Annotated in this window: 21 protein-coding genes; 12 read left to right on the top strand and 9 right to left on the bottom strand. The window is 59.6% G+C overall.

Annotation, left to right across the window (positions count from 1 at the left end):
* The first annotated feature begins 197 nt into the window (after positions 1-197).
* The 5 genes from topA (at position 198) to acnA (ending at position 7872) form a co-directional block, all read left to right on the top strand.
* Positions 198-2795: a type I DNA topoisomerase gene (gene topA / locus BS626_RS08220; protein ID WP_075181891.1), complete on the top strand. Its 2598-nt coding sequence runs from the start codon at positions 198-200 to the stop codon at positions 2793-2795.
* Between the two features lie 176 nt (positions 2796-2971).
* Positions 2972-3946 (top strand): HTH-type transcriptional regulator CysB, encoded by a 975-nt coding sequence (cysB, locus tag BS626_RS08215; protein WP_075181890.1) that lies wholly within the window; start codon positions 2972-2974, stop codon positions 3944-3946.
* A gap of 488 nt (positions 3947-4434) precedes the next feature.
* A complete protein-coding gene (locus tag BS626_RS08210) occupies positions 4435-4593 on the top strand; it encodes a YmiA family putative membrane protein (protein WP_075181889.1) in 159 nt (52 codons plus the stop codon).
* Positions 4594-4595: 2 nt separating this feature from the next.
* On the top strand, positions 4596-4763 hold the full coding sequence (locus BS626_RS18600) for a hypothetical protein (RefSeq protein ID WP_170870446.1): 168 nt from the start codon (positions 4596-4598) through the stop codon (positions 4761-4763).
* Positions 4764-5193: 430 nt separating this feature from the next.
* Positions 5194-7872, top strand: a complete 2679-nt coding sequence (acnA, locus tag BS626_RS08205; RefSeq protein WP_075181888.1) for an aconitate hydratase AcnA — start codon at positions 5194-5196, stop codon at positions 7870-7872.
* 56 nt (positions 7873-7928) lie between these two features.
* Here acnA and ribA read toward each other — a convergent pair whose 3' ends face one another.
* Entirely contained in the window at positions 7929-8519 is a 591-nt protein-coding gene (ribA, locus tag BS626_RS08200; protein WP_075181887.1) for a GTP cyclohydrolase II, read from the bottom strand.
* Positions 8520-8717: 198 nt separating this feature from the next.
* On the opposite strand from ribA, the gene pgpB reads away from it, so the two are divergent.
* From pgpB to yciH, 5 genes are all read left to right on the top strand, one after another.
* Positions 8718-9479 carry a phosphatidylglycerophosphatase B gene (gene pgpB / locus BS626_RS08195; RefSeq protein ID WP_075181886.1) on the top strand — a complete coding sequence of 254 codons (762 nt, stop codon included), beginning with the start codon at positions 8718-8720 and terminating at the stop codon, positions 9477-9479.
* 140 nt (positions 9480-9619) lie between these two features.
* Positions 9620-9928 (top strand): LapA family protein, encoded by a 309-nt coding sequence (locus BS626_RS08190; RefSeq protein ID WP_075181885.1) that lies wholly within the window; start codon positions 9620-9622, stop codon positions 9926-9928.
* A gap of 6 nt (positions 9929-9934) precedes the next feature.
* Positions 9935-11104, top strand: coding sequence for a lipopolysaccharide assembly protein LapB (gene lapB, locus BS626_RS08185; protein WP_075181884.1), 1170 nt, complete (start codon positions 9935-9937; stop codon positions 11102-11104).
* A 208-nt stretch (positions 11105-11312) separates the two neighbouring features.
* On the top strand, positions 11313-12032 hold the full coding sequence (gene pyrF / locus BS626_RS08180) for an orotidine-5'-phosphate decarboxylase (RefSeq protein ID WP_083615927.1): 720 nt from the start codon (positions 11313-11315) through the stop codon (positions 12030-12032).
* Positions 12032-12355, top strand: a complete 324-nt coding sequence (gene yciH, locus BS626_RS08175; RefSeq protein ID WP_075181883.1) for a stress response translation initiation inhibitor YciH — start codon at positions 12032-12034, stop codon at positions 12353-12355. The genes pyrF and yciH overlap by 1 nt, the downstream gene beginning before the upstream one ends.
* A gap of 102 nt (positions 12356-12457) precedes the next feature.
* Here yciH and osmB read toward each other — a convergent pair whose 3' ends face one another.
* Positions 12458-12676, bottom strand: a complete 219-nt coding sequence (gene osmB / locus BS626_RS08170; protein ID WP_075181882.1) for an osmotically-inducible lipoprotein OsmB — start codon at positions 12674-12676, stop codon at positions 12458-12460.
* A gap of 457 nt (positions 12677-13133) precedes the next feature.
* On the opposite strand from osmB, the gene BS626_RS08165 reads away from it, so the two are divergent.
* Positions 13134-14003, top strand: a complete 870-nt coding sequence (locus BS626_RS08165) for a crotonase/enoyl-CoA hydratase family protein (RefSeq protein WP_075181881.1) — start codon at positions 13134-13136, stop codon at positions 14001-14003.
* Here BS626_RS08165 and pdeR read toward each other — a convergent pair whose 3' ends face one another.
* The 5 genes from pdeR to BS626_RS08140 form a co-directional block, all read right to left on the bottom strand.
* Positions 14004-15986, bottom strand: coding sequence for a cyclic di-GMP phosphodiesterase (gene pdeR / locus BS626_RS08160; RefSeq protein ID WP_075181880.1), 1983 nt, complete (start codon positions 15984-15986; stop codon positions 14004-14006). It abuts the gene before it with no gap.
* 147 nt (positions 15987-16133) lie between these two features.
* The gene (locus BS626_RS08155; RefSeq protein WP_075181879.1) at positions 16134-16418 is read right to left on the bottom strand and encodes a YbdD/YjiX family protein; all 285 of its coding nucleotides are present in this window, start codon (positions 16416-16418) and stop codon (positions 16134-16136) included.
* Complete coding sequence (locus tag BS626_RS08150; protein ID WP_075181878.1) at positions 16411-18477, bottom strand: carbon starvation CstA family protein; 2067 nt, start codon at positions 18475-18477, stop codon at positions 16411-16413. Before BS626_RS08150 ends, BS626_RS08155 begins: the two co-directional genes overlap by 8 nt.
* 270 nt (positions 18478-18747) lie before the next feature.
* On the bottom strand, positions 18748-20682 hold the full coding sequence (locus tag BS626_RS08145) for an exoribonuclease II (protein WP_075181877.1): 1935 nt from the start codon (positions 20680-20682) through the stop codon (positions 18748-18750).
* Between the two features lie 125 nt (positions 20683-20807).
* Positions 20808-23120 (bottom strand): FdhF/YdeP family oxidoreductase, encoded by a 2313-nt coding sequence (locus tag BS626_RS08140; RefSeq protein ID WP_075181876.1) that lies wholly within the window; start codon positions 23118-23120, stop codon positions 20808-20810.
* Positions 23121-23279: 159 nt separating this feature from the next.
* Between BS626_RS08140 and BS626_RS08135 the strand changes: the two genes are divergently transcribed.
* Entirely contained in the window at positions 23280-24176 is an 897-nt protein-coding gene (locus tag BS626_RS08135) for a LysR family transcriptional regulator (RefSeq protein WP_075181875.1), read from the top strand.
* Here the strand turns inward: BS626_RS08135 and BS626_RS08130 are convergent.
* Positions 24173-25285 (bottom strand): hypothetical protein, encoded by a 1113-nt coding sequence (locus BS626_RS08130; protein ID WP_075181874.1) that lies wholly within the window; start codon positions 25283-25285, stop codon positions 24173-24175. The genes BS626_RS08135 and BS626_RS08130 overlap by 4 nt on opposite strands.
* 166 nt (positions 25286-25451) lie before the next feature.
* Complete coding sequence (gene fabI / locus BS626_RS08125; RefSeq protein ID WP_075181873.1) at positions 25452-26240, bottom strand: enoyl-ACP reductase FabI; 789 nt, start codon at positions 26238-26240, stop codon at positions 25452-25454.
* Positions 26241-26279 lie beyond the last annotated feature (39 nt).

Below are 26279 nucleotides of genomic sequence, written 5' to 3'. Positions count from 1 at the left end.
AACCCCTGACTGCAGGGAAGCGGTAAATGGACAAGATAAACCCTATGTTATCATGCTGTTAATCATGAAGCCTGGGGCCCCCGGCAGAGGGATTCTGGCGGGTTGATTTGCCGTCAGGCGGGCGGGTTCTCTTTATCGTCCCCGGCGAAGCAACGCCACGACACACTCTCGGATGTATCAATCAGGTAAAGGTAAATATGGGCAAAGCTCTCGTAATAGTTGAGTCCCCGGCAAAGGCCAAAACAATCAATAAATATCTGGGTAATGACTACGTGGTGAAGTCCAGCGTGGGGCATATCCGGGATTTGCCGACCAGTGGCTCAACGGTTAAAAAGAGCACTGACTCTGCAACCAGTAAGACCGGGAAAAAAGTCAAAAAAGATGAGCGCACCGCGCTGGTCCATCGCATGGGCGTGGATCCCTGGCACGCCTGGCAGGCGGATTATCAGATCCTGCCCGGCAAAGAAAAAGTGGTCTCTGAGCTGAAAGCGCTCGCGCAAAATGCTGACCATATCTATCTCGCAACCGACCTTGACCGCGAAGGGGAAGCCATTGCCTGGCACCTGCGGGAAGTGATCGGAGGGGACGAGACCCGTTACAGCCGGGTGGTGTTTAATGAAATCACGAAAAATGCCATCCGCCAGGCGTTTGACAAGCCGGGTGAACTGAATATCGATCGGGTTAACGCTCAGCAGGCGCGTCGCTTTATGGATCGCGTGGTGGGCTACATGGTCTCACCGCTGCTGTGGAAAAAAATTGCCCGCGGTCTCTCCGCCGGCCGCGTGCAGTCAGTGGCTGTGCGGCTGGTGGTTGAGCGCGAGCGTGAGATCAAAGCCTTTGTACCGGAAGAGTACTGGGAAATCGCCGCCGATCTGCACACCCCGAAGGCGGACTCTCTGGCGATGCAGGTGACCCACGAGCGCGATAAGCCGTTCCGTCCGGTCAACAGTGAGCAGACCCAGGCGGCGGTCGCGCTGCTGGAAAAAGCGCGCTACACGGTGTTGGATCGTGATGATAAACCAACCAGCAGTAAGCCTGGCGCGCCCTTTATTACGTCCACGCTGCAGCAGGCGGCCAGCACCCGACTCGGCTTCGGCGTGAAGAAAACCATGATGATGGCGCAGCGGCTGTACGAAGCGGGCCACATTACCTATATGCGTACTGACTCCACCAATCTCAGTCAGGATGCGGTCAGTATGGCGCGTGACTACATCGGCGGTGAGTTCGGTGAAAAGTATCTGCCGAAAGCGGCCAACCAGTACGCCAGCAAAGACAATTCGCAGGAAGCGCACGAGGCCATCCGTCCGTCAGACGTGAATGTGCTTGCCGAGCAGCTGAAGGACATGGAAGCCGACGCGCAAAAACTGTATCAGCTGATTTGGCGTCAGTTTGTCGCTTGCCAAATGGTGCCGGCGCAGTACGATTCGACCACCCTGACGGTGGCCGCCGGTGAGTTTAAGCTGAAGGCCCGCGGGCGTATCTTGCGTTTTGACGGCTGGACCCGGGTCATGCCGGCGCTGCGTAAGGGCGACGAAGATCGCATCCTGCCGGCGATTGCGGTGGGCGACACGCTGGATCTGCAGCAGCTGACGCCCGCTCAGCACTTTACTAAACCTCCGGCCCGCTTCAGCGAAGCGTCGCTGGTGCGCGAGCTGGAAAAGCGCGGTATCGGTCGTCCGTCGACCTATGCCTCCATCATTTCGACCATTCAGGATCGCGGCTATGTCCGGGTCGAGAGCCGCCGCTTTTACGCGGAAAAAATGGGGGAAATCGTTACCGATCGTCTGGAAGAGAACTTCCGCGACCTGATGAACTATGACTTCACCGCCCGCATGGAAGACGATCTGGATAAAGTGGCAAACAACGACGCCGAGTGGCGCGCGGTGCTGGACCACTTCTTTAGCGACTTTAGCCAGCAGCTGGATCAGGCAAGTAAAGATCCGGAAGAGGGCGGCATGGCGCCGAACCAGATGGTGCTGACTTCCATTGATTGCCCGACCTGCGGGCGCAAGATGGGAATTCGCACCGCCAGTACCGGGGTGTTCCTCGGCTGTTCCGGGTACGCGCTGCCGCCGAAAGAGCGCTGCAAGCAGACCATCAACCTGATCCCGGAAAACGAGGTGCTGAACGTTCTCGAAGGGGATGATGCTGAAACCAACGCCCTGCGCAAGCGCCACCGCTGTAAAAAATGTGGCACAGCGATGGACAGCTACCTGATCGATAATCAGCGTAAGCTGCACGTGTGTGGTAACAACCCGCAGTGCGATGGCTACGAAATCGAGCAGGGTGAATTCCGCATCAAGGGCTATGACGGTCCGGTGGTCGAGTGCGACAAATGCGGCGCCGAAATGCACCTGAAAATGGGGCGTTTTGGTAAGTACATGGGCTGTACCAACGAGGCGTGTAAAAACACCCGTAAAATCTTGCGCAATGGCGAAGTGGCGCCCCCCAAAGAGGATCCGGTTCCGCTGCCGGAGCTGCCCTGTGAGAAGTCCGATGCCTATTTTGTGCTGCGTGACGGCGCCGCGGGCGTCTTCCTCGCGGCCAATACCTTCCCGAAATCCCGCGAGACCCGGGCGCCGCTGGTAGAAGAACTGCAGCGTTTTCGCGACCGCCTGCCGGAGAAGCTGCAGTATCTGGCCGATGCGCCGGTTGCCGATCCGGACGGTAACAAGACCGTCGTGCGCTTCAGTCGAAAAACGAAACAGCAGTACGTCAGCGCCGAAAAAGAGGGGAAAGCGACCGGCTGGTCCGCCTTCTTTATTGACGGTAAATGGACGGAAGCCAAGAAGTGATCCAGCAGCGGGCTGACCGGAGGTCAGCCCGCTGTTTTTCCTGCCTGGCCAGCTATACATCCGCGCGACAGATGATATAGTTGTTATAGAAACGCGTTTTCTTATTAAAAATTTGCATTACTCCGCCCTCCCGGCTCAGACCGTGGTGCGCCGGTTACCTCGTGGGATCTCACTGAATGAAACTGCAGCAGCTTCGCTACATCGTGGAAGTCGTCAATCACAATCTCAATGTCTCCTCCACCGCAGAGGGCCTGTATACCTCACAGCCGGGCATCAGCAAGCAGGTCCGGATGCTGGAAGATGAGCTGGGTATTCAGATTTTTGCCCGCAGCGGCAAGCACCTGACTCAGGTCACGCCGGCGGGGCAGGAGATTATCCGCATTGCCCGTGAAGTGCTGTCAAAAGTGGACGCCATCAAGTCCGTCGCCGGAGAGCACACCTGGCCGGATAAGGGATCGCTGTACGTGGCAACCACCCATACTCAGGCACGCTACGCGCTTCCCGGGGTAATAAAAGGTTTCATCGAGCGCTATCCGCGCGTCTCGCTGCACATGCATCAGGGATCGCCCACGCAAATTGCCGAGGCCGTTTCAAAGGGCAACGCTGATTTTGCTATCGCCACCGAGGCCCTGCATCTGTACGACGATTTGATCATGCTGCCGTGCTATCACTGGAATCGCGCCATTGTGGTGACGCCTGACCATCCGCTGGCCGGCCACAAGCAGGTCAGTATTGAAGAGCTGGCGGCCTATCCGCTGGTAACTTATACCTTTGGCTTTACCGGCCGTTCTGAGCTGGATACTGCGTTCAATCGCGCCGGGCTGACGCCGCAAATCGTGTTTACCGCAACCGATGCCGATGTGATCAAAACCTACGTGCGGTTGGGGCTCGGCGTGGGCGTCATCGCCAGTATGGCGGTGGATCCGCTGGCCGATCCGGACCTGGTACGGATTGAAGCGACCGGTATCTTCTCTCACAGCACCACTAAAATTGGCTTTCGCCGCAGCACGTTCCTGCGTAGCTACATGTACGATTTTATTCAGCGGTTTGCGCCGCACCTCACCCGCGACGTAGTGGACGCGGCCGTCAGTTTGCGATCCAATGAAGACATTGAAGCAATGTTCAAAGACATCAAACTGCCGGCAAAGTAAACATTAACCTTTCTTCAACAAGGCCGCGAAAGCGGCCTTGTTCGTTTCCGTCTGTTGCTGAAATAGGTAAGGGCGCGTTAATGTCGCGACGCAAATAACGCCACGGTCACCGCGTTGAGCGTTATTACTCATTAAACGCCAAACAGTTCACAAAATTCATGCTGACGCTTTGCGATAGCCCAGGATTAATCCCATACTCTTGTTAACGACGCGTAACAAAGCCTATGTTTGCTGGCCTGTCAGCGGAACCTATCGATTTATGCGGGGGCGATGCTGACCATTATTTAGCGTTGTTTGGCATGAGGTATTCATTATCCGGAGCGCCGGCAGATAAGCGTTAGCCAGGCGTGGACCGGCGGTATGATTAGTCGTGTTAATCGTCCGCTATAATAAAAATAGCTGGATCTCCGCGTAAAAAGTGCTTAGGATTCCTCCTAAATCTTGATTGGTGTTAACAATCGTTTTACAGTGAGTGATTATCTAAAACTATGGCGACAAGGTTATCTGTGAACTCCGATTTTCAGGAGAAATCCACCAGTGTTAAGCGTAAAAGCGATCTGAAACGCAAAGCCTGGTTGGCTGTATTCGCTGCTTCAGCACTGTTCTGGGTGCTGGTAGCGCTTGTTATCTGGCGCTTTTGGGGGTAGCGATGTGCCATCGCACTGCGGAACGGAAAACCACGGCGGCTGCCAAAGTGACCACGCACCGCTGCGCCCGGCGTCAGGAAACCAACAGCGTGGAGATCCCGCGCAGCTGGGACCTGAACGAAGCGCAAAAACGTTTTATTGAATCACTGATGGATGAAAATCTTAAATAACCGCCGGCTGATTTTTTAGCTGCCAGTGAGTAAACGCACTCATCACGCGGGCTGGGTTTGATAAACCCGGACGGCGGCGGCAGTGAGTGCGGAGTTGAATCCCTTAACCGACTGACCCTCGCAGATTGCCGGCTAACCCGGTTCCTCCCACGCCGGAATGGCGTCAGGCGGCAGTGATGAATAAAGTGTCCGCCTTTGGCGCCCCGTGGGCCTGCTGTTTTCTCTCCTGTGAACCCGCCTTACTTAATGTCCATGCTGTAAATTTGCATGCCCCTTTAGTCAGCCCTGCGTGCGCGCGGGATTTTGCATTTATGTGGCAAATTTGTTGATTTGTGTGGTTGTTTTTTTAGTTATCCTGCTGTGCGGTCTATACTTTTGCCTCTAACCCTGACAACGATCGGGTTATCGATAACGACAAAAGGAGACGGCAATGACCACCTCGTTGCGTGAAACCAGTCAGGCCACACTGGATGTAAAAGGCACCGTTTACCATTACTTTAGCCTGCCGCAAGCGGCCGGCGTACTTGGCGATCTGCACCGCCTGCCCAAATCCCTGAAGGTCCTGATGGAAAATCTGCTGCGCTGGCAGGATGGCGAGTCGGTGACCGGGCAGGATATCCAGGCGCTGGCCCGCTGGGTAGAACATGGTCACGCCGAACGGGAAATCGCCTACCGTCCGGCGCGGGTGCTGATGCAAGACTTTACCGGCGTCCCGGCCGTGGTGGATCTTGCGGCAATGCGCGAGGCGGTGAAGCGGCTGGGAGGGGACGTCAATCGGGTGAATCCGCACTCGCCGGTCGATCTGGTGATCGACCATTCAGTCACCGTTGATCGCTTCGGTGATGACGACGCCTTTGACGACAACGTGGCGCTGGAGATGCGCCGTAACCATGAGCGTTATGTATTCCTTCGCTGGGGACAAAAAGCGTTCAGCCAGTTTCGCGTCGTGCCGCCGGGAACCGGCATTTGTCACCAGGTTAACCTCGAATATCTCGGGAAAACGGTGTGGCATGAAACGGAGGGCGATCGCCGGATAGCCTTCCCGGATACGCTGGTTGGCACGGATTCCCATACTACGATGATCAATGGCCTGGGCGTGCTGGGCTGGGGCGTAGGCGGCATTGAAGCCGAAGCGGCAATGTTAGGCCAGCCGGTCTCAATGCTTATCCCGGACGTGGTGGGCTTCAAGCTCAGCGGCAAGCTCAAACCGGGTATCACCGCCACGGATTTAGTGCTGACCGTCACCCAGATGCTGCGTCAGCACGGCGTGGTGGGCAAATTTGTGGAGTTCTACGGTGACGGGCTGGACGATCTGCCACTGGCCGATCGCGCCACCATCGCTAACATGGCTCCGGAATACGGCGCCACCTGCGGCTTCTTCCCGGTCGATGCCATCACCCTTGACTACATGACCCTCAGCGGGCGCAGCGCCGAACAGATCGCGCTGGTAGAAGCCTACAGCAAAGCGCAGGGGCTGTGGCGGGAAGCCGGAGATGAACCGGTGTTCACCAGCACGCTGTCGCTGGATATGGGCGACGTGGAGGCCAGCCTTGCCGGGCCAAAGCGGCCGCAGGATCGCGTTTCGCTTCCCGATGTGCCAAAGGCCTTCGCCGACAGCCTGGCGCTGACGGTTAACCAGCAGAGCGCGCCGCAGAAGGGCGTGACCTGGCAAGATGATGCGGGTGAACACCGCCTTGATCCCGGTGCGGTGGTGATTGCCGCCATCACCTCCTGCACCAACACCTCGAACCCCAGCGTAATGATGGCGGCCGGTCTGCTGGCTAAAAAAGCGGTAGACATCGGGCTGCAGTGCAAGCCGTGGGTCAAAGCCTCGCTGGCGCCCGGTTCGAAGGTGGTATCTGACTATCTGACCATGGCCGGGCTGACGCCTTCGCTCGACGCGCTGGGCTTTAATCTGGTCGGCTACGGCTGTACCACCTGTATCGGTAACTCCGGCCCGCTGCCGGAGGCAATCGAAGAGGCGATCAGGCGTGGCGATCTGACCGTCGCGGCGGTGCTGTCCGGTAACCGTAACTTTGAGGGGCGGATCCATCCGCTGATCAAAACCAACTGGCTGGCTTCACCCCCGCTGGTGGTGGCCTACGCGCTGGCGGGCAACATGACGATTGACCTGCACAGCGAACCGCTGGGCGAAGACCGCGACGGTAAGCCGGTGATGCTGAAAGATATCTGGCCATCACCGGACGAGATCGCCACCGCCGTACAGCAGGTCTCGACGCAAATGTTTGCGCAAGAGTACGCCGAGGTCTTCGCCGGCACGCCGGAATGGCAGGCGATCGAGGTGAGCGAAGCGGCAACCTACGACTGGGATCCCCAGTCGACCTATATCCGCCTGTCACCGTTCTTCGATGAGATGGGGCACACGCCGGAACCGGTCGAGGATATTCGCGGCGCGCGGATCCTGGCGCTCCTGGGCGACTCAGTGACTACCGACCATATTTCGCCGGCAGGCAGCATTAAGACCGACAGTCCGGCTGGACGCTACCTGACGGAGCACGGGGTTGCCCGCGAGGAGTTTAACTCCTACGGATCGCGGCGCGGTAACCATGAAGTGATGATGCGTGGCACCTTCGCCAACATCCGTATTCGTAACGAAATGGTTCCCGGCGTGGAAGGGGGCATGACCCGCTATTTGCCGGAGGGTGACACCCTGTCTATCTATGATGCCGCGATGCGCTATCAGCAGAGTGGGACCCCGCTGGCGGTGTTCGCCGGGAAAGAGTACGGCTCCGGTTCCAGCCGGGACTGGGCGGCCAAGGGACCACGCCTGCTGGGCGTGCGGGTGGTGATCGCCGAATCGTTTGAGCGTATCCATCGTTCCAATCTGATCGGCATGGGCATTCTACCACTGGAGTTTCCGCAGGGCGTCAGCCGCAAAACGCTGGGGCTGACCGGCGAGGAGATCGTGGACATCAGCGGTCTGCAGAATCTGACCCCGGGCGGAACGGTCAATGTGACGCTGACCCGCGCTGATGGGCAGCAGGAGACGCTGGCGACCCGCTGTCGTATCGATACCGGCAACGAGCTGACCTATTATCAGCACGATGGCATTCTGCACTACGTGATCCGTAATATGCTGCGGGCCTGAGTGCCGGCATAAAAAAACAGGCCGACGTAATGTCGGCCTGTTGCGTACGCGGAGTCTCAGTGGTTCAGCAGGTGGCCCAGTTTGGCGGCTTTTGTATCAAGGTAGTGGGCGTTACTGGGATTGCGCCCAACGATCAGCGGCACCCGCTCGCGAATATTGATCCCGGCTTCACTGAGGATCTCAACCTTGCGCGGGTTGTTGGTCAGCAGGCGCACTTCATCCACGCCCAGCAGGCTGAACATGTCGGCGCACAGCGTAAAGTCGCGCTCGTCGGCGGCGAAGCCAAGCTGATGGTTGGCCTCAACGGTATCAAACCCCTTATCCTGCAGCGCGTAGGCGCGGATCTTATTCAGTAGCCCGATATTCCGCCCCTCCTGGCGGTGATACAGCAGGATGCCGCGCCCCTGCTCAGCTATCTGCGTCAGCGCAGCTTCCAGCTGAAAGCCGCAGTCGCAGCGCAGGCTGAACAGGGCGTCCCCAGTCAGACATTCGGAATGAACGCGCGCCAGCACAGGCTCGCTGCCGGATACGTCGCCGAACACCAGCGCAACGTGATCCTGTCCGGTGGCGATCTCTTCAAAGCCCACCATCAGGAAGTCACCCCATGGCGTAGGAAGTTGGGCTTCAGCCACCCGTTTTAGCTTCATTATGTTCTCCAGATCCCGGACCGGCCGCGTTGCTGACCGTCACCGGGTGATGTGATTCAATCCGTGGTATATTTTGCCACATTCCACGAGGGCGGGGGAAATGTGAAATGCTATTGCTGATATCAGCCAAACCGTTGGCCGCTGACCAGGCTTACTGCCGCCGCCCGTGGGTCACCCTCATGTTGAAAAGGACGCTGAATGCTTGACATTGCTAAACGTACCGCGCTGGGTGCGCTACTCTTATTACTGATGCCGCTGGCCGTCTGGCTGAGCGGCTGGCAGTGGCAGCCTGGGCAGGGCAACCTGTGGTTAAAAGGGCTGTTCTGGGTCACCGAAACCGTGACCCGCCCATGGGGGATCGTAACCAGCGCGCTGCTGTGCGGCTGGTTTCTGTGGTGTTTGCGTTTCCGTCCCCGTCCGGCGGCGGTATTGCTGATAATCATCGTTACGGCGGTGCTGGCCGGCCAGTACACCAAATCCTTCATCAAAGATCGCGTGCAGGAGCCTCGCCCTTATGTGCTGTGGCTGGAGCGGGCTCATCAGGTGAATGAAGCGGAGTTTTATCAGCTGAAACGCCCCGCACGCGGCGATTTGGTCAGCACGTTGCTGGCCAGTGATACCACGCTACCCGGCTGGCTGAAGAAACACTGGGCGTTTGAAACCGGCTACGCGTTTCCATCCGGGCATACGTTTTTTGCCGCCACCTGGGCGCTGCTCGGCGTTGGGCTACTCTGGCCGCGTCGCCACACTAAAACGGTCGTTGCCCTGCTGCTGTGGGCCAGCGGGGTGATGGCAAGCCGGCTGGTACTGGGGATGCACTGGCCGCGCGATTTGGTTGCTGCGACCCTGCTTAGCTGGGTGTTCGTGACGCTCGCAACCTGGCTGGTGCAGCGGTTCTGTGGGCCGCTGACCATTCCGCCATCCGAGCGGCAGGAGATCCGCCAGCGGGAAGAAGAGTGAGCGGCAGGATTGTAAAGCGCGGCCTGCATCCCCATAACCGGGGAAGCGGCCTGGCGATCCGGCTAACCTGCATACGGTGCAGCAATTTCAGATTTTTTTTGGCATAATTCATTCGCTTATCCCGCTGAACAGGACGCATTGTGAAATATTTACTGCTTTCAATACTGGTATTAGTCATTTTTGTCATCTCGGTTACCCTGGGGGCACATAACGATCAGGTCGTGACCTTCAATTACCTGCTGGCAAAAGGGGAGTATCGTATTTCGACGCTGCTGTCGACGCTGTTTGGACTGGGGTTTGTGCTTGGCTGGGCCATCTGCGGCCTGTTCTGGCTGCGCACCCGGGTGGCGCTGGCCAACAGTCAGCGTAAGCTGAAGCGTCTGCAGCAGCAGCTGGGCCAGGCAGAAGAGGCGATCGGCACCTCCGCCGTGCCGGCCGTCAAGGAATAATTCCCGATGCTGGAGCTGCTGTTTCTGTTACTGCCTGTTGCCGCCGCCTATGGCTGGTACATGGGGCGCAGAAGTGCGCAGCAGGATAAACAACAGGAAGCGAACCGTCTCTCCCGCGATTACGTCGCCGGGGTCAATTTTCTGCTGGCCAATCAGCAGGACAAAGCGGTGGACCTGTTCCTCGACATGTTGAAAGAGGACAGTGGGGCGGTAGAAGCCCACCTGACGCTCGGCAACCTGTTTCGCTCGCGCGGCGAGGTTGATCGCGCGATACGTATCCATCAGTCGCTGATGGAGAGCGCTTCTCTCAGCTACGAACAGCGGCTGCTGGCCATCCAGCAGCTGGGGCGGGACTATATGGCCGCCGGCCTCTACGATCGGGCCGAGGATATGTTCGGCCAGCTGGTGGACGAAACGGACTTTCGCCTTGGCGCGCTGGAGCAGCTGCTGCTGATCCATCAGGCGACCAGCGACTGGCAGAAAGCGATTGATACCGCCGAGCGGCTGACCAAGCTGGGGAAAGCCGGTCAGCACATGAAGATCGCCCATTTTTACTGCGAGCTGGCGCTGCAGGCGATGGGCAGCGACGATCTGGACCGGGCGATGACGCTCTTAAAACGCGGCGAAGCGGTCGATCGTCAAAGCGCCCGGGTGTCCATTATGATGGGGCGCATCTGGATGGCGAAGGGAGATGATGCCAAAGCAATCGGTCATCTGCAGCGCGTGCTGGAGCAGGACAAAGATCTGGTGTGCGAAGCCTTGCCCATGTTGGAAACCTGCTATCAGCAGCTCAATCAGCCCGAGGCGTGGGCTGATTTTGTGCGCCGCTGCGTGGAGGAGAACAGCGGGGCGGTTGCCGAACTCTACCTGGCGGACATCATTGAGCGGCAGGAAGGCGGAGAGATGGCGCAAAACTACATCAACCGCCAGCTGCAGCGCCATCCGACCATGCGCATGTTCCACCGCCTGATGGACTTTCACCTCAGTGAAGCGGAGGACGGGCGCGCGAAGGAGAGCCTGATGGTTCTGCGCGATATGGTCGGCGAGCAGATCCGCACCAAGCCGCGCTATCGCTGCCAGAAGTGCGGGTTTACTGCCCATGCGCTTTACTGGCACTGTCCCTCCTGCCGCGCCTGGTCAACGGTAAAACCGATTCGCGGGCTGGATGGCCAGTAATGCCGGCCATCCAGCTTTAAAAAAAAACGCCACTTTAGTTACAACATACTATTGGCATTATAGCCGGATGCACATTGACAGGCCGCTGCGAAAACCGCACGGCAGGGAAAGGGCCGGTACGTGCCAGTGGGCTTTTATCGCCGCGACAGGTAGAATGCTGCCGTTTGTTTTTTTCTGCGCCATTCGGCTAACGCATAAGGGCTTCTTCATGACTTCTCGCCACTCTGCTTCCCACTCGCCGGTGCTGGTTGCGCTGGACTATGCCGACCTCAATCAGGCTCTCGCGCTGGTTGATCGCATCGATCCCAGCCGCTGTCGGCTAAAAGTGGGCAAAGAGATGTTTACCCTGTTTGGCCCCTCGCTGATCAAGACCCTGCATCAGCGCGGTTTTGAGGTATTCCTCGACCTGAAATTTCACGATATTCCCAACACCGCCGCCCACGCGGTGGCCGCCGCTGCGGAGCTGGGCGTGTGGATGGTGAACGTTCACGCCAGCGGTGGTGCCCGGATGATGAACGCCGCGCGCGAGGCCCTGGAGCCGTTTGGCCAGGATGCGCCGCTGCTGATCGCCGTCACCGTGCTCACCAGCATGGAAGCCAGCGACCTGCAAGATATCGGCATTACCGCTACGCCCGCGGAGCATGCCGCGCGGCTGGCCGCGCTGGCGCAGCGCTGCGGCCTGGACGGCGTGGTGTGCTCCGCGCAGGAAGCGCTGCAGATGAAGCGTACGCGGGGGGCAGCGTTTAAACTGGTCACTCCGGGGATTCGCCCGGCCGGCAGCGAGGCCGGCGATCAGCGGCGGATAATGACCCCGCAGCAGGCCCGGCAGGCGGGCGTCGATTTTATGGTGATTGGCCGCCCGATCACCCAGTCCGCCGATCCGGCGGCGGCGCTGGCTGATATTCTCCATGCGCTGGAGGAGGCGTGATGAGTCGGGAGAATCGGTTGGTGTATTCCACGGAAAGCGGGCGTATCGCACCGGAACCCGCAGCAGCCGCGCGTCCGAAAGGGGACGGCATTGTACGTATTCAGCGTCAAACCAGCGGCCGTAAGGGCAAAGGCGTTTGCCTGGTCACCGGGATTGATCTTGACGATGCCGCGCTGGCAAAGCTGGCGGCCGAACTGAAAAAAAAGTGTGGCTGCGGCGGCGCGGTGAAGGACGGCATCATTGAAATTCAGGGCGATAAGCGCGAGCTGTTGAAAACGCTGCTGGAGGAGAAAGGATTGCGGGTCAAGCTGGCCGGGGGCTAAAAGAGTAACGAAGTATAAGGCCTCAGGCCGCGGTAGCGCGGCCTGAGGATGATGCAGATGCTATATTGCGGTAGCCTGAAACGATTTTATTATTATGTGCTGTTAGTCGACCTGGTGACCGATGATACCGCCGACGGCCGCGCCACCCAGCGTTCCTAACGTTCCACCATCGGTCAGCACCGAACCACCGATGGCGCCGACGCCGGCACCGATCGCGGTATTGCGGTCGCGACGGGACATATTAGAGCAGGCGCTCAGCGACATCACCAGCGTGACTGCCAGCACGGCAGTGCTGATACGTTTAACAGTTACAGTTTTCATTATTTACTCCTTCTTATTGCGCTCACGGAGCTCACTGTTGAGTATAGCTGCCGCCTCCGAATCCGAACGTTCCTGATGATAAAATCTTCCTTTCTGTCGTCCGGGCTAAAGCTCGAGCCGCACGGCCTGCGCCGCGGGAAAATGTGAGCTTTTGCTACCAACAATTATTAGTAAAGAAGGATTGTCTGGACAGGTAAATAATCTTAATTGCCCGCGTTATCATACCGCGGGTGGGTATTACCGCAGGAAATTTACGCTAACTGACGGTGAATCAATGCTTTCTTACTCCTGATTGCTATATCGTCAACCGGCACGTCCCCAAACCGCCCCCCGGCTTCCCGTACTGAGATAATTCTGCTCCCCTCGTTCTCAAACCTCGCTCACGCATTCCGCAAGTTCCCTGGCTGCATTACGCTGATGCTGCGGTTTCCGCACTTCACTTTTAGAGGACATGATAATGAGCGTTATTAATCAAGCCACTTGCCGCCTGTTAACCGAAGCGGGCCAAACTCAGCAGCTGACGGCGTATTATGAGGAGGAAAGGCGTACCTTATGGATGCTGCTACGCGCCGAGCCGCGGCCGTGCTTCAGTCACGTGCTGATCGAAGAGATCATGACTCTCCGCTATGCGGTGCAGCAATCCGGTTTGCCGATTGATTTTTGGGTCACCGGCTCCATGGTTCCGGGGATGTTCAACGCCGGTGGCGATCTGCGTTTTTTTCTGGAGGCTATTCAGCAGGGGAAACGGGAAGCGTTGCGGGCCTATGCCCGCGCCTGCGTCGACTGTATCCATGCGGCCGCCCGCGGTTTTGATACCGGCGCCGTAACGCTGGCGATGGTGGAGGGCAGCGCGCTGGGCGGCGGGTTTGAGGCCGTACTGGCGCACCACTTCATTCTGGCGCAAAACAGCGCGCGGCTGGGCTTCCCGGAGATTGCTTTCAATCTGTTTCCGGGCATGGGGGGATACTCGCTGGTTGCGCGGCGCAGCGGCATGATGCTGGCTGAGAATCTGATCTGTTCCGGCGAGTCACACACCGCGGAGTGGTACAAAGAGCGCGGGCTGGTCGACTATCTGTTTGAGCCTGGTGATGCCTGGCTGGCGACGCGCACGCTGATTGACACGCTGCGGCCAAAGCTCAACGGCGTGCGCGCCATGCTGAAAGCGCGTCAGCGGGTGTTGCAGCTGAGCCGCTCGGAACTGATGGACATCACCGAAGACTGGGTTGACTTTGCATTTACCCTGGAAAAGAAGGATCTGGCTTACATGGCTCGTCTCGTCGCGCTGCAAAACCGCCATCAGGCGCAGGCGCTGCGTAAAGTGGGTTAATTAGTCCCTGGCAGGATGCCGCGTAAGCCAGTGCTCGAGTTCGTCGGCGGGCATTGGCTTTGCATACAGAAATCCCTGCCGCACATCGACGCCGTTCGCCAGGACAAACGCCTCTTCTTCCGGCGTTTCTATCCCTTCGGCGATAACCCGCAACTCCAGCGCCTTGGCCACCGCCACAATCGCTTTCACCAGCGACTGCGATACGGTCTGCTGATTGACATTGCGTACAAAGCTACGGTCCAGCTTGATGGCGTTAATCGGCACGCGAGTCAGCTGTGACAGTGATGAATAGCCGGTACCAAAATCATCCAGATGCACTTCGGCACCGAGCGCGCGCAGATCGTGCATCAGCTGATGCGTCTTCTCCTCATTCTCAATCAGACAGCTTTCAGTTAATTCGATGTCGATCGGACTGCGGCTCAGGCCGGATGCGAGCATCGCCTGGCGCAGATCGGTAAGGATACTCTGATCAATCAGCTGCCGCGCTGAGACGTTGACCGCTATTCGCAGCTGAATGCCGCGCCGCTGCCACGCTACTATCTGTTTTAACACGGTAAGCATGACCCAACGTCCCAGCGGCACGATCAGTCCGGACTCTTCGGCATAGGCAATAAAATTACCCGGTGGCACCATGCCCCGCTCGGGGGATCGCCAGCGCACCAGCGCTTCAGCGCTGGTCACCCCATTATCGGCATCAATCTTTGGCTGGTAGTGAATCACCAACTGCTCATGCTCCAGCGCCCTGCGCAGGTTGGTGTCCAGCCAGAGGTATTCAAATACCCGCTGATTCATGTCAGCAGAGAAGACGCAAAACTTACCTTTTCCGTGCTCTTTGGCGGTATACATCGCGGTATCGGCATTGCGAATCAGGCTCTCGCGATCGGTGCCGTGCTGAGGGGCGAGGGCGATACCGATTGAGCAGCCGGAGTAAATTTCAATCAGCCCGATGCGAAACGGCTGTCGCAGCCGCTCAAGAATGCGCGACGCCATGGCCTCCAGCATCGCCTGGCTGGTGTCCGACGCCAGCACCACAAACTCATCGCCGCCAAGGCGAGCCAGCATCTGCTGCTCCTCAAGGCAGCTCAGAATAGCCAGCGCCACCGCCTGCAGCAGCTGATCGCCAAACATATGACCGTAGGCGTCATTCACCTTTTTAAAGTTATCGAGGTCGAGATAGACAATGCCCAGCTGACAGGATCCATCGCCCAACGCGTCCGCGATCGCCTGATGAATCGCATGACGATTGGGCAGACCGGTCACCGTATCGGTATTAGCCAAGAGGCGCAGGCGCTCCTGGGCCCGGCGCTCCTCGGTAATATCGGTGCCGGAGCAGATCAGATAGATCTCGTTTTTCCCGCTGCCGCTGTGCACGAACTTATTGCGAAACAAAAACAGACGCTGCCCTTTACGGGTCTTGATCCAGCGCTCAACTTCGTACGCGCTGCCTTCGCGAAAAAAGTCGGTGATATTTCGGCGGGAGGCGGCGGCCTCTTTGCGGGTCATGAACAGCTGAAACACATTGCGGCCAATCACTTCCTGCTCTTTCAGGCCGGTATACTCTTCGCTCAGCCGGTTAAAACGCTGGATATTGCCGAGATGGTCGACGATCACAATCACCGAATTGGCTTCGGACACGACCTGCTCGGCGAAGGAGAGACCGGAGACCAGATCGCGAGCCACTGAGCGCGTATCTGCCCAGCCCGAGGCGGTACCGGCCCACTGCGACTGATTAACTCGCCGCCCCACCAGATGCAGCGGTATCTCAGCATCCTGGATGTGCAGGGTCAGCGCAACGCTGGAGGTGATGACCGTCATCGCGCGGATCAAATCCGCCTGCGCCGGTGTCAGGGGCACGGCAAGATGGGTGACCGATCCCTCCTCTTCCGCCAGGTGCAGGGCGTTACTGTCAATACTGAGTCGCCAGTAAGGGCTGGTGGTGCCAAACCAGGTATAGAGCAGAGAGTCGCCCTGTTCATCGGTCATCGTGCCGCCTCAGACGGGTTGCATGTCAGAATGTTTCCTAATTTTAGCCACAGTATGCGGCGACGCACGCGGAGACAAGTGCGCGCGGGATAAAATATTATCTGGACCGAAAAAAGCACCCCGGCAGACCGGGGTGGGACAGGTCGTTTAGCAGGGGCATTTCCCCACTTTGCCGGGCTCGCTGGGAAAGCGCGCCTCCAGGCAGTAGCGGTGAAAAGCCCGTTCGCTCATCGGCGTCACCGATGGATGCTGCCGGCGCATGTGCTGCAGATAGGTTTGATAATCGCGCACGCCGACCATCAGGCGAAAACTTTGCGCCAGGCGCGACCACCACAGCCTGAGCGAGGCGCGGGGCGCCGGCGGCGCAAGGGGGACGCAGCGCACGATCGGCGTCGGCTGTCGCCGTGGTTCAGCATAAATCAGTTTAGACATGGCCTGGTCCCTCGGAACGTAAGGAGATAGCGGCTTCATGAACGGTCGGCTTGTCGCTGCGCAGCGCCCGGCGGATCGCGAAGCCGGCGGCAATCAGCATGGTCACCGCCACCAGCATAAAAAAGCCGCACAGCGCCGCATTGACCTGGTTACTGAACACAATAGTCTGCATGTCCTGCACGCTTTTAGCCGGTGCGATAATCACGCCTTCCTCAATGCCGGTCGCAAATTTCTTCGCCTGGGCGAGAAAGCCAATGCTCGGTTTTTCATGGAAAATTTTCTGGAAGCCCGCGGTCATCGAGGTGATAAACAGCCAGAGGGTTGGCAGGATAGTCACCCACGCATAGCGCTGTTTTTTCATTTTAAACAGCACCACGGTACCAAGAATCAGGGCCATCGAGGCCAGCATCTGATTGCCAATCCCGAACAGTGGCCACAGGGTATTGATCCCGCCGAGCGGATCCACGACGCCCTGATAGACGAAAAAGCCCCAGCCGGAGACCGCCAGTGCGGTGCCGGCGAGATTGCCGATCCACGAACGGTTATTCGCCAGCGCGGGCACCACGGTGCCGACCAGGTCCTGTACCATAAAGCGACAGGCGCGCGTGCCGGCATCCACGGCGGTCAGAATGAATAGCGCTTCAAACAGAATGGCAAAGTGGTACCAGAAAGCCATCATCGCCCGACTGTTAACCACCTCGGTGATAATATGGGCCATGCCGACGGCGAAGGTCGGCGCACCGCCGGCGCGGGAGAGAATCGAGCCCTCCCCGACGTCGCGGGCCAGGGTGGTCAGCATCTCTGGCGTAATCACAAATCCCCAGCCGTTGATCGCCTGGGCGGCGCTCTCTACCGTGGTGCCGATCAGCGCCGCCGGCGAGTTCATCGCGAAGTACACACCCGGATCCAGCACCGAGGCGCAGATCAGCGCCATGATGGCCACGAACGACTCCATCAGCATTGCGCCATAGCCAATAAAGAAAATATGGCTTTCGCGTTCAACCAGCTTCGGCGTAGTGCCGCTGGAGACCAGCGCGTGGAAGCCGGAAATGGCGCCGCAGGCAATAGTGATAAACAGGAAGGGAAACAGTGAGCCGGCAAATACCGGGCCGCTGCCGTCGATAAAGCGGGTTACCGCCGGCATCTTCAGCGCCGGCATGGCAAACACAATCCCCACGGCGAGGCCGACAATGACCCCGATTTTCAGAAAGGTCGATAAGTAGTCACGCGGTGCCAGCAGCAGCCACACCGGCAGCACCGAGGCGACAAAGCCATAAATGACCAGTACCCAGGTCAGCGAGGTCCCTTTCAGCGTGAAAAACGGTCCCCAGTAGGGATGCTGTGCGATATCGCCGCCATAGATAATGGCGGCCATCATCAGCACAAAGCCAATCAGCGACACTTCGGCGATTTTTCCCGGACGCAGAAAGCGCATGTAGATGCCCATAAACAGCGCTATCGGAATCGTTGCGGCAATGGTAAACAGGCCCCACGGACTGTTGGCCAGCGCTTTAACCACGACCAGCGCCAGCGCAGACAGGATAATGATCATCACCCCCAGCGCGCCGAGCATGGTTATCACGCCGGCAAACGCTCCCAGCTCCTGACGGGCCATTTCGCCCAGCGAGCGTCCGTCGCGGCGGGTGGAGATAAACAGGATCAGAAAGTCCTGTACCGCACCGGCCAGCATCACCCCGATCAGGATCCAGAGGGTGCCGGGTAAAAAGCCCATCTGCGCCGCAAGGATCGGACCCACCAGCGGTCCGGCACCCGCAATGGCGGCGAAATGGTGGCCAAACAGCACCCACTTGTTCGTCGGCACATAGTCAAGGCCGTCATTCAGCCGCTCGGCGGGAGTGCGCCGGCGGTCATCCAGCTCAAATACCCGTTTCGCAATAAACACACCGTAAAACCGGTAAGCAATGCTGTAACAGGCGACGGCCGCGACGACCAGCCACAAGGCATTTACGTGCTCTCCGCGACTCAGGGCCAGCATGGCAAAGGCCCATGCACCTACCAGTGCGACGGCAAGCCACAGCAGGGCGCTTTTTATTTTCATTACATTACTCCTTGTCACAACGACGGCAGAAGGGGAAAACAGTATTAAAGTAATGTAAAAAAAAGTGAGGGAAAGTCAGGGCAGGCAGAAGTGTGAGGACACGCGGTTTTTTCGTCAGGGTGCAGCTGGAGGCAGTAAAACAGGGATGGCGAAGAGGGCATTTTTAGGCGACTAAGTAACGTAAGGTAAGGTGAGAACCGGTGGTTGACCGTCGCGGCAGCAGGGGGGGAAACCGGCGCGGAAGAGGGATCTCCCCCGCGCCGTCGCGCATCAGACTGCCGGGCGGGCGACGATGCTGCGGGTTTCCATCCGCACTTCGGCGAGGGTCACCTCAATCACATCGGTCACGCGCCAGACCACGTCACCTTTGATTTGCACGGTGCCGTTTTCCTGACTGCACACCAGCTCGTCCCGCACGGCATGCAGGAACGGGGCCGGTATGAAGGCTACCGCGCCGTTGTCCAGCAGGCGCACGCGCATCCCGCCGCGCGACACATCAATGATCTCCGCCGGGAAGCGGCGGTCGGTGCCGGCCGCGGCGGCAAGGAAGCGGGCATACAGCCAGTCGCCCACGTCACGCTCGGCCATGCGGTTCTGGCGGCGGCGTTCCGCCATGCGCAGGGTGATGGCGTCATCAGGGCGGGCGGCCGCTTCACCTTTAATGATTGCCTTCAGCAGGCGGTGATTGACCATGTCGCCAAACTTACGGATCGGCGACGTCCAGGTGGCGTAGGCGTCAAGGCCGAGGCCAAAGTGCGGACCCGGCTCGGTGCTGACATCAGCAAACGCCTGAAAACGACGAATGCGGCTGTCGAGGTACGCCGTGGGTTGCGCATCCAGCTGGCGGCGCAGCTGACGGAAGCCTTCCAGCGTAACGATTGCCGTCGGATCAACGGTCAGACCGTGATTGGCCAGCGCGGCGGCAGCCAGTTCGGCATTGGCCGGCTCGAAGCCCTGGTGGACGTTGTAGATGCCAAAACCCAAGGTTTCACGCAGGGTTTTGCCGGCGCAAAGGTTGGCGGCAATCATGCACTCTTCCACGATGCGGTTAGCGATGCGGCGCGGTTCGGCAACGATGTCCAGCACTTCGCCTTTCTCACCCAGCACAAAGCGGTAGTCGGGGCGATCTTTAAACACCAGCGCGTGCTGCTGACGCCAGTTGGCTCGCGCCAGGCACAGGCGATGCAGCCGCGTGATTTGTTGAGCGATGGCTTCACCCGGCGGCTGCCAGCTGCCGCGATTTTCCAGCCAGTCGGAGACATTATCGTAGGCCAGTTTCGCTTTTGATTCGATCCACGCGGCGGAGAACTGTACGTCATCACCGATGGCACCGTCAGCTGCGACGGTAAAGCGGCAAACCAGCGCCGGGCGGCGCTCATGTGGACGCAGTGAGCAGATATCATCCGACAGCTGACGCGGCAGCATCGGGATGTTAAAGCCGGGCAGGTAGTTGGTGAAGGCGCGGTCGGCAGCCAGTTTATCCAGCGCGCTGCCGGCCTCGACAAAGGCGGTCGGATCGGCGATGGCCACGGTGAGGCGCAGATCGCCGCTGGCGGTCTCCTCGACGTACAGCGCATCATCCATATCTTCGGTGCTGGCGCTGTCGATGGTGACAAAATCCAGCGCGGTCAGATCCTCGCGCGGCAGCTGCTCATCGTGCATCTCACTGGCAACCGCGTCAGGGGCTTCACGCTCCAGATTGTGGCGTGACAGTGTCACCCACCACGGCGCGAGATGATCGTCCGCCGCGGTAATAAATTCGGTCAGCTCAGCATAAAAGCTACGGTCGCCTTTCAGTGGGTGCCGACGCATCTCGGCCACTGCCCAGTCGCCGGCCTGGAAGTCATGCTGCAGCCCGCGTTCAGGGCGGCAGGGAATGGCATCTTTCAGCAGCGGATGATCGGGCACGATCGACAGGCGATCGTCTTTTTTTTGCACGCGACCGACAAAACGGGTCAGAAAGGGTTCGATCAGTTTTTCCGGATCGGCCGTTTCGCGCTCTTTTTCCGTCTGTAGCACGGCCACCACGCGGTCACCATGCATCACCTTTTTCATACAAGGTGGCGGAATAAAGTAGCTTTTCTGCGCATCAACTTCTAAGAAGCCGAAACCTTTGTCAGTACCTTTAACGACACCTTCTACGCGTGGCGTCTGAGAGTGAAGCTTCTCTTTAAGCTGCGCGAGCAGCGGGTTGTCCTGGAACATACATACACTTTTTTCGTGGCCTAAGAGCGGCTGACAGTTTTACGCGAATCCCCGCCGTGCGGCAAGGGTAATCTTTCCCCGCCGCGCCGGCAGGGAAAGGAAAGCGTCGCGGGTGGAGAAGCGACTCAGATGATACGCGACGGCGCGGCTGGCGCCGATCGCAGCAGGCGAACCGGCACCGACTTTGAGGTGGGCGTTCCACTGTCATCGCCTACGCTGTCGAGCGGGATCAGCGGATTGGTTTCGGGGTAGTAGGCGGCCAGATTACCGCGCGGAATGGCGTAGGGAACCAGCTTAATGTGCGACAGGCGTCGGGTGACGCCGTCGTGCCACAGGGTTTCAATGTCGACCCGATCGCCGGCCGTCATCCCCAGCTCGGCCAAATCTTCCGGATGAATAAACAGCACGTCCCGCTGGCCATAGACGCCACGATAGCGATCGTCCAGACCGTAGATGGTGGTGTTGTATTGATCGTGCGAGCGCAGAGTTTGCAGCGTAAACGGCACCGTCTCCGCGGCGGGTAGCTGCGGAAACAGGCGCTCCGGCAGGGGGGCCGCGCTGAATTCCGCTTTGCCGCTCGGGGTGGCAAAATGCAGCGACGCCGCCGCGTTGCCGAGGTAGAACCCGCCCGGTTCGGCGCAGCGAGCGTTAAAGTCGGCAAAGCCGGGCAGGGTAGCGGCAATGTGATCGCGAATGCGGTTATAGTCGGCAGCAAGACCCAGCCAGTCCACCTTCTCACTGCCCAGCGCAGCGTGGGCGATCGCCGCGACGATGGCGGTTTCGGCGCGTTGCGTCGGCGCCAGCGGCGGGTTTATCCCTTCTGACGCATGCACCATCGAAAAGGAGTCCTCCACGGTAATGAACTGCGGGCCGCTGGCCTGCTCATCGCGCTCGGTGCGCCCCAGCGTTGGCAGGATCAGCGTATCGCGCTGGCCGGGCAGCAGATGGCTGCGATTGAGCTTGGTACTGATGTGAACCAGCGTGTCGCAGCGCTGCAGCGCAGCGGCGGTGCGCGGACTGTCCGGCGCGGCGGCGGCGAGGTTGCCCCCGAGCGTAATCAGCAGCTGCAGGCGGCCGGCGCCCATCGCCTCGATGGCCTCGACGGTGTTGTAGCCGGGGCCGCGCGGCGGGGAGAAGTCAAAGTGACGGGCCAGCGCGTCCAGAAAAGCCGCCGGCGGTTTCTCATCAATACCCATGGTACGGTTGCCCTGCACATTACTGTGCCCGCGTACCGGGCAGAGGCCGGCGCCGGGCTTGCCGATATGACCGAACAGCAGCTGTAAATTGGCGATCTCGCGAACCGTGTCCACCGAGTGCTTATGCTGGGTAATTCCCATGGCCCAGGTACAAATTACCCGGCTGGCTTGCTGATAAAGGGTGGCGGCTTCGCCCAGCTGCGCGGCACTGAGGCCGGACTGCGTTTCAATCTGTGCCCAGGTTGTGGCGTCAACCGCGGCCAGCCATGCCTCCACGCCGTGGGTGTGGTGGGCAATAAATGCCTTGTCAAACAGCCCGGAGGCGCCCGCCGCCAGCCGTTGGCGATGGCGCTCCAGCAGAATCTTGGTCATGCCACGCACCGCGGCCATATCGCCGCCGAGCTTCGGTTGATAATAAGCAGAACTGATCGTGCCGGCTTTGGGCGTCAGTAACTCCAGCGGATTCTGCGGATCGGCAAAGCGCTCCAGGCCGCGTTCGCGCAGGGTATTAAAGCTGACAATGCTGGCGCCGCGATCGGCGGCGTGCCGCAGGCTGTGCAGCATCCGCGGATGGTTAGTACCGGGATTCTGGCCAAATACAAAAATGGCGTCGGCGTGTTCAAAGTCATCCAGGCGAACCGTACCTTTGCCTACGCCGATGCTGCGCTTCAGGCCGGTGCCGCTGGCCTCATGACACATGTTGGAGCAGTCGGGAAAGTTATTGGTGCCAACCATGCGTCCAAACAGCTGGTACAGCCAGGAGGCTTCATTGCTGGCGCGCCCTGAGGTATACAGCGCCATCCGATCGGGGTGCGGCAGCGCGCGGATGCGCTGACCGATCAGCGCTATGGCGGTATCCCAGCTGACAGGCTCGTAGTGATCGGTGTCCGGGTTATAGCGCAGCGGCTCGACCAGTCGCCCCTGATGCTCGAGGAAATAATCACTTTGCTGCGCCAGCTGCTGCACCGACCAGCGGGCAAAAAAGGCGGCGTCCACCCGGCGGCGGGTTGCCTCCCAGGTGACCGCTTTAGCGCCGTTTTCGCAGAAGCTGAACGTACTGGTATTATCGTCGCCCCAGGCGCAGCCGGGACAGTCAAAGCCGCGGGCCTGATTGACACGCAGCAGGTTACGCATGTTTTTTAACACCTGCTTGCTTTCAAACACAAAGCGGGTAGTGGCGGTCAGGGCACCCATGCCGCCAGCGGCGGCGCGATAGGGCTTAATTTGTGCTTTAAATTTCATGGCGATGGGCGGGTCGTGACGTTGTTATGAAAGTATTAGCGATAGGTAAGGATTTTGCTGCGAACGGCGTGGGCCGTCTAATCGAATGAGTTAATAGAGCGATAGAGCCGCTCTATCGCGGATGCTACACTGAACGCTGGTAGAATACCGGAGGCGGGCATGGATATTAAACAACTGATCTACCTATGTAATTTGGAAAAAACCCGGCATTTTGGCCGCGCCGCCGACGCCAGCTTCGTCAGTCAGCCGACGCTGTCAATGCGGCTGAAAAATCTGGAGCAGGAGCTGGGCGTCGCGCTGATTTACCGCAACAACAGCTTCAGCGGTTTTACCCCAGAGGGCGAGCGGGTGCTGAGCTGGGCGCGGGAAATCGTGTCGGTGTATCAGGGCCTGAAGCTGGAAGTTGAGTCGCTGCGGCAGGGCACCAGCGGCCTGCTGCGCATCGGCGTGGTGCCACAGTGCAGCATTTCGCTGGCCGCGCTGCTGAAAATCAGCCAGCAGCGCTTTCCCCAGCTTGATTACCGGGTGGCGGTGCTGAGCGCCGATCAGCTGTCGGACGCGCTCAATCGCCATACGGTAGACGTCGGAATCGGATTTTTTGAACTGCCGGTGCTACGCGAACTGCACTTTCAGATAGCCCTGCTGCCCGATAGCGGCGTTGAGGTGCTGTTTCAGCCGGAGGCCTTCCCCGCGCTGTGCGGCGAAGATCCGCTGCCGATCGCCGGGCTGCGGGAGCTGCCGCTCTGCCTTGCCGAGCCGACGCGCTATTTTCGCCGCTATCTGGATACCCAGTTTGACGCGGCCGGACTGACACCGCGCATCATTCTGGAAAGCAACGCCATTCTGCAGCTACTACAGGGGGCGGAAGCGGGCCTTGGCTGCCTGATTGCGCCGGTAGGCCACCTCAGTCCCGGCATCACCGGCGGGCTGCGCCGTCGCCCGCTGGCGCTGGCCCCCATGCGCCGGCAGGCGGCGATGGTGTTGCCGGCGTCGCAGCGCGCTTCGCCGCTGGCCCAGCGCTTTTTCGATACGCTTCAGACTCAACTGCAGGCTTAATCGCCGAGCGGCTGCTGCAGGCGCTGTTCCCAACCGGCCAGCGCACTGCTGCACAGTACCGCCAACAGGGTGCGATCATCCAGACCGGCCTCACGCAGGGCGCCAACGTGCAGGGCGGCAAAGCGCTCGGGGGAGCGGGTAAGCAGCGCGCTGGCCTCAATCACTGCCCGCTCTGACGGCGTGGCCTCCAGCGTGGCATCGGCCACGCTGCGGCGCAGCGCGGCGCGGCGCGGATGGCGCTCCGCCGCCAGACCGTGGCGGCTGCCGTGGATCCGGCAGGTGACTGCCCGGGCCAGCACCGCGTGCGGCTGGCGATGCCAGTCATGCAGCGCCGCCCGTACCTGACTCAGCGCGCTGAGCGCGCCGGCATCCAGCGCCAGCAGCCAGGCCAGCGCGCCGTCGATGACCGGCTGACAGTCGGTGAGGGCCGCCAGCTGCCCGGCGGTGGCATAGCGCAACTCCAGCGGCGGCAGCCTGGGTTGCCAGGCGCGGTTCACCTCCGGCAGCGGGCCATCGGCATCAGCCAGCGGCGACTGCCCCGGTAGCCAGGGCAGCGGCATGGCCAGCAGCGCTTGCAGCACGGCTATCGTCCGCCCCTGATAGCCGACCAGACCGATCAGCTGATGAAAAGTGACGCAGTCTGCTGGCGTCAGCCCAACGTCGATCAGCTGGCTCAGCGCACGCGGCGTCAGCTGCGCGGGCTGGCTGGCGAGCTGGCGCGCATATTGGGTAATTTGCGCCAGCCGCACGTTACTCTCCCGCGAGGAGTCAGGTCCGGACAGGGGAGCCAGCTGCGCCGCATAGTGGCGGCACAGGCGAGAAATGCCGGTGACCTGCGCGACGGTCAGCGCGGTGCTCAGCCGGTCATAGCGCGTCAGGGTCGTCAGCGGACTGGATGGCAGGCGTTCGGGCAGCAGCGTGCGTACCGCCGCGCTGGAGGCAGCCAGCAGCGGAGCCAGCGGCCCGCAGTGCGGCTGACAGGCGGCGTGCAGATCCAGTAAAAACGGATCCGGGTTCTCCGGCAGCGCGCGATGGGGGGGCACCGGTGGATGACTCACCTGTGACTCAAAGTATCCGTAATGGTGGCCGTGAAAACGACGTTGTTCCATGGTTGTTCCTTGCGTAGCGCCCGCTGACGGGCAGCAGGAAAACGGGCAGGAGCTATCCTGACGCAATGCGTGCGAAGGACCAAAGACCAATCGGTACTAACAAATAGCGGGTGGCTATATCGGCGGGGGAAAATCGGGATAAGCCGGAAGGCTTATCCCGTGACGCTTATTTCAGTTCCAGCTCGTTCATCGCGGCAATGCTGAAGCCGCCATCGACGTGTACCACTTCGCCGGTGATGCCGCCGGCCAGGTCAGAACAGAGGAACGCTGCGGAGTTGCCGACGTCTTCGATGGTGACCGTGCGACGGATCGGGGTGACCGCTTCGCAGTGGGACAGCATCTTACGGAAATCTTTGATACCGGACGCCGCGAGCGTACGGATCGGACCGGCAGAGACGGCGTTGACGCGCACGCCTTCCGGGCCCATGGCGTTAGCCATATAGCGCACGTTGGCTTCCAGCGAGGCTTTCGCCAGGCCCATGACGTTGTAGTTCGGGATCGCGCGCTCGGCACCGAGGTAAGAGAGCGTCAGCAGCGCAGACTGCGGATTCAGCATGTCGCGGCACGCCTTCGCCATCGCCACGAAGCTGTAAGCGCTGATATCGTGGGCAATTTTGAAGCCTTCACGGGTTACCGCGTTAACGTAATCGCCATCCAGCTGATCGCCCGGCGCAAAGCCGATGGAGTGAACGAAACCGTCAAATTTCGGCCAGGTTTTTGCCAGCTCGGTGAACAGCGCCGTGATGCTCTCATCTTCGGCCACGTCACACGGCAGCACGATGTCGGAACCCAGGTCTTTGGCAAACTCTTCAACGCGCGCTTTCAGCTTCTCGTTCTGATAGGTGAAGGCCAGTTCTGCGCCCTGTTTGTGCATCGCCTGAGCGATACCGTAGGCAATGGAGAGCTTGCTGGCAACGCCAGTGATCAGAATGCGCTTACCGGTAAGAAAACCCATAGCTTAATCCTTATAGTCATTGTTGTTGTCGGTGGCAAA

Origin of the sequence: Pantoea sp. 1.19 (genome assembly GCF_001922585.1) — a bacterium.
In the GTDB taxonomy this organism is placed as follows: Bacteria; Pseudomonadota; Gammaproteobacteria; order Enterobacterales; family Enterobacteriaceae; genus 1-19.
Note: the sequence above shows the minus strand (reverse complement) of the source record. Positions and strands in the feature narration are given on the sequence as shown.